The organism is Alishewanella maricola (assembly GCF_016343785.1).
Classification (GTDB): Bacteria; Pseudomonadota; Gammaproteobacteria; order Enterobacterales; family Alteromonadaceae; genus Alishewanella; species Alishewanella maricola.
Map to the genome: position 1 here is coordinate 1 of NZ_JAEINI020000027.1, position 3,229 is coordinate 3,229.

5 protein-coding genes are annotated in these 3,229 nt (G+C 41.3%); all 5 read left to right on the forward strand.

The annotated features are described in order from the left end of the window. A partial coding sequence (locus JAO78_RS16450) for a hypothetical protein (RefSeq protein WP_226752450.1) occupies positions 1 to 436 on the forward strand: 436 nt, incomplete at its 5' end. A gap of 89 nt (positions 437 to 525) precedes the next feature. After that, the gene (locus tag JAO78_RS16455) at positions 526 to 834 is read left to right on the forward strand and encodes a hypothetical protein (RefSeq protein WP_226752451.1); all 309 of its coding nucleotides are present in this window, start codon (positions 526 to 528) and stop codon (positions 832 to 834) included. A gap of 79 nt (positions 835 to 913) precedes the next feature. Next, positions 914 to 1,408 (forward strand): hypothetical protein, encoded by a 495-nt coding sequence (locus tag JAO78_RS16460; RefSeq protein ID WP_226752452.1) that lies wholly within the window; start codon positions 914 to 916, stop codon positions 1,406 to 1,408. A gap of 115 nt (positions 1,409 to 1,523) precedes the next feature. After that, positions 1,524 to 2,036: a hypothetical protein gene (locus tag JAO78_RS16465; RefSeq protein ID WP_226752453.1), complete on the forward strand. Its 513-nt coding sequence runs from the start codon at positions 1,524 to 1,526 to the stop codon at positions 2,034 to 2,036. 91 nt (positions 2,037 to 2,127) lie between these two features. Then, positions 2,128 to 2,379, forward strand: coding sequence for a hypothetical protein (locus tag JAO78_RS16470; RefSeq protein ID WP_226752454.1), 252 nt, complete (start codon positions 2,128 to 2,130; stop codon positions 2,377 to 2,379). Positions 2,380 to 3,229 lie beyond the last annotated feature (850 nt).

Consider the following 3,229-nt stretch of genomic DNA (forward strand, 5'->3'; position numbering starts at 1 on the left):
GTTAGGCATTTCCATGAACGAAATGATTAGTTTAGATAGCAAATACCTTGTTGAAATTCGTCTTGGGGAAAACCATGAGAAGGTTCATGCTGCTTGGCAAGACGATACTAATGAAGGTTTTCTGATTTGTTATGACATTAATTTAGTATTTGATGATCAAACAATATTCCAAGTCAGACCATGTGAAGTGGAGATTACTGGTCGGTATCCTGGGATGGCGTTATCACTCGAAAAAATTGAGTCAGTGAATTGTCAGTCGTCGTTCAATGCTTTGTGTCTTCCGATGAAAGTTGAAGAAGTGATTCAAAATGATTACTTGGGAGAGGGAGCTGTAAATGAAATTACCCTCGGCCTAGTGAACAAAAGCAGAATCATAATCAGGCATGTCTTTCCCCCCATGACAATGGGTGTAAAACTGGAGCAAAAAAATGCCTAACAATGCGCTGTTGTCGCCACTGTCGTGGCTGGGACGGCTTACGCTGCGCTCCAGCCGCCCCAAAGCTTCGCGTTAGGTGACTCAAGCGTATGACTGATATCACGTCGGAATTGTTAAGCGGGGCATCACCGTTTTTAAGTGGGCTTTTTTACGATTCGCTCAAAAGAAAAGTTGTGCTAAAAGCAGTAAACAATCCAGAAGATATGCTAATAGTCAGAGTGATCACATTTCCTGGAATCACCAAATACTCAGAATCTATTGAAGAAATCGATGACGAATTAATTGATGGTGTTATTGGGATTAATTGGCTAAACGACTCTCAAATTTGTATAAAAACGAATTTAAGAGAAATAATTATTACATTAACTGGCAAGCCTCATGGGCAGACCGTCACCTAACAAACCGCGTCATATGGGGCCTACGGCCCCTGCGACGCTCACAAGTTCGCGCGCATGCGCGGGGCGTTAGGCATATTACATGGATAGGCTCTTAACTCCTTTTGCAAATTTAGTTTTCCTCGTGTTTGTGGCAATTCATGTGAGTACATATTTTGAACTAGATTTCGCAGTTACAAACGGCTTAATGCCAAAGCTTCACGGGACCGCAATATTGGTTGCGGGTGTTTTTATATTTTTGGCAAAAAGAGTTATCTCAAGCAGCGAGGAGTTTTTTAAGCTTGGTGGTGAAAATGCACCAATATTGCTAGGAGGGCTATTCTTTCCTGTTATGCCATATATATTAATGAATTTTTTCTTATGTATAGCATTACTTGAAGGTGGTAATCCCAAAATTATTAATGGCGCATATTTCCTAGTTCAAAAAGGTACAGTTATCCGAGAAGTTGATTATGCTGGTTATAATCAACTGTTAAGTTATCAATTGAGGCTGTTTACTGGACATTGGGTTCTTATTGGTTGGGCAGCTTTACTTTGCGCCAAACTGATAAAATCGACTCAGTATAAAAATGCCTAACAAGTCATTAAAGCAGGAAAATTTACAGTTGGCTGTTTTCACTGCGTTCAACATTTTAGCCAACTATAAATTTCCTCTTAATGAGGCGTTAGGCACTGAACTGAGTTGAGCAGACATGGTTGATCAACCAAAGAAATTTATTTCTGAAACTTTGCTACCTGATTACCCGCCAAAAGTACCTTTGCTTAAAGCGAATTGGTCAGGGCTCGCTTTCGATCGTAATGTTCATTCTGATCTGGCTCCAGCTAACGTATGGGATGCGTTATTGTCGTTTGAAGATAATAGCGAAGTTGCAGTCATTTCATTCAGAGATCTGGAGATGGATATATTACCTGTATTTGTTCAGCCTGACCGTGAATCGCTCTTAGCATATTTAGGTCATGATTTTTGTTTTACAGCAGATCACTATGTCTTTTCTCAAGAGCAAAACTGGATTTGTAGGTTAGATCAAGATGTTACACTTATCGCAGGTGAAACTAAGTTGATTCAGCAATTAGTAAACTGTTGTGATGGATTTGAATCTGTGATGAAAATAATGTCTCATGACTTTGATTCAGGGCCTAATGATGAGTGTGGTTTGGAAAAATATTTAATAAATTTGACTCGAGGACTCATAAATCGTGCCTAACAATACGCATCACTCGCTCCCGTTGGTCACTGGGACGCCAAACCCGCTATCGCGTTTTTGTCGCCCGTGTGCTTCGCGTTAGGGCTTTCGCATGGTTTATCTGATACTTGAAGCACGAGCTCTGGTTGAAGTTATCAAATTGCCTGGTGTTGTCATTTGGGCTGGTAGCAATGTTTTAACCGAACTCAATCACAAAGAGTTGCTTGCGAAAGGCTTTAATGTCACCAGATTTAATCACCCCATCAGTGGGGTAAATAGAAGCGAGTTGGAGGATGCACTTGAAACAATTAAAGAACATCATCCGACAGAGAGTATTTGGGTCCAGTATGCAAGTCAGCCCTAACAAGGCCAGCCATAGCGACGTCTTTTTCGTTGCGGCTTCGCCTACTCTACAAAGCCGCGCATGCTGGCGGCGTTAGCCGGCTGTCGAGACGGTTTAGGTACAAAATCTGTTTTACTTTTCGGTTCTGCTTGCGTTAGGTTGTATCTCAGTTATTAATTTATTCCGTCAGGTTCACCAGTTTGTTGGCAAGGTGCAATCTCTGATGGTGCGGTAGCGTTGTTCCTTTTGACTCATTTGCTCCGCTAGATTTTAAGTTTTCAAGTTCCAGTCATTTCGTTGTATCGCACTTGGCTGGTTTCGTTTTTAATTTTGCACAGGGTTGCCGTTGTTCGGCATCGCTTGGCGGCAGTGCCGCGTGGGTAGTGTGTTTGTCGCCGCTAACAAGGCGCACCATTCGCTCCCTTCGGTCGCTGGGACGCCAACCGCTGCGCGGCCGTCGCCCATGTGCTTTGCGTTATGTTTCTATAGAGGTTTGAGATTATTCAACTAGATTTAGCTAAAGTTTGGGCCAACATGGATTTTACTCAGTCCATATTGTTAATTCTGTCTATCTTGTTTCTAATATCACAAGGATTTTACGCGTATAAATTTGGTGATATTAAACCTCGATATATGAAGTTTTTATTTATCAATATAGCGCTAAAGCCACAGATTAAATTTGAATACAAAGCTCAAAAACAGATTTATTATGGCTTATTAATAATGTTTATTATTAGTTTCTTACTTTTCGGCTTTTACTCTGCAATCAAGTAACGAAACATAACAAGCGCCTAAACTCCGACAATGTTTCGTTGTCACGGTTTTGGCAAACAACGCAAAAAGCCGCGCCAACACATTGCGTGTTAGGCGG

What these genes read in the sequence shown, in the direction of transcription:
- JAO78_RS16465 (WP_226752453.1), top strand. Translation starts at nt 1,524, where the DNA reads ATGGTTGATCAACCAAAGAAATTTATTTCTGAAACTTTGCTACCTGAT.
- JAO78_RS16470 (WP_226752454.1), top strand. Translation starts at nt 2,128, where the DNA reads ATGGTTTATCTGATACTTGAAGCACGAGCTCTGGTTGAAGTTATCAAA.
- JAO78_RS16455 (WP_226752451.1), top strand. Translation starts at nt 526, where the DNA reads ATGACTGATATCACGTCGGAATTGTTAAGCGGGGCATCACCGTTTTTA.
- JAO78_RS16460 (WP_226752452.1), top strand. Translation starts at nt 914, where the DNA reads ATGGATAGGCTCTTAACTCCTTTTGCAAATTTAGTTTTCCTCGTGTTT.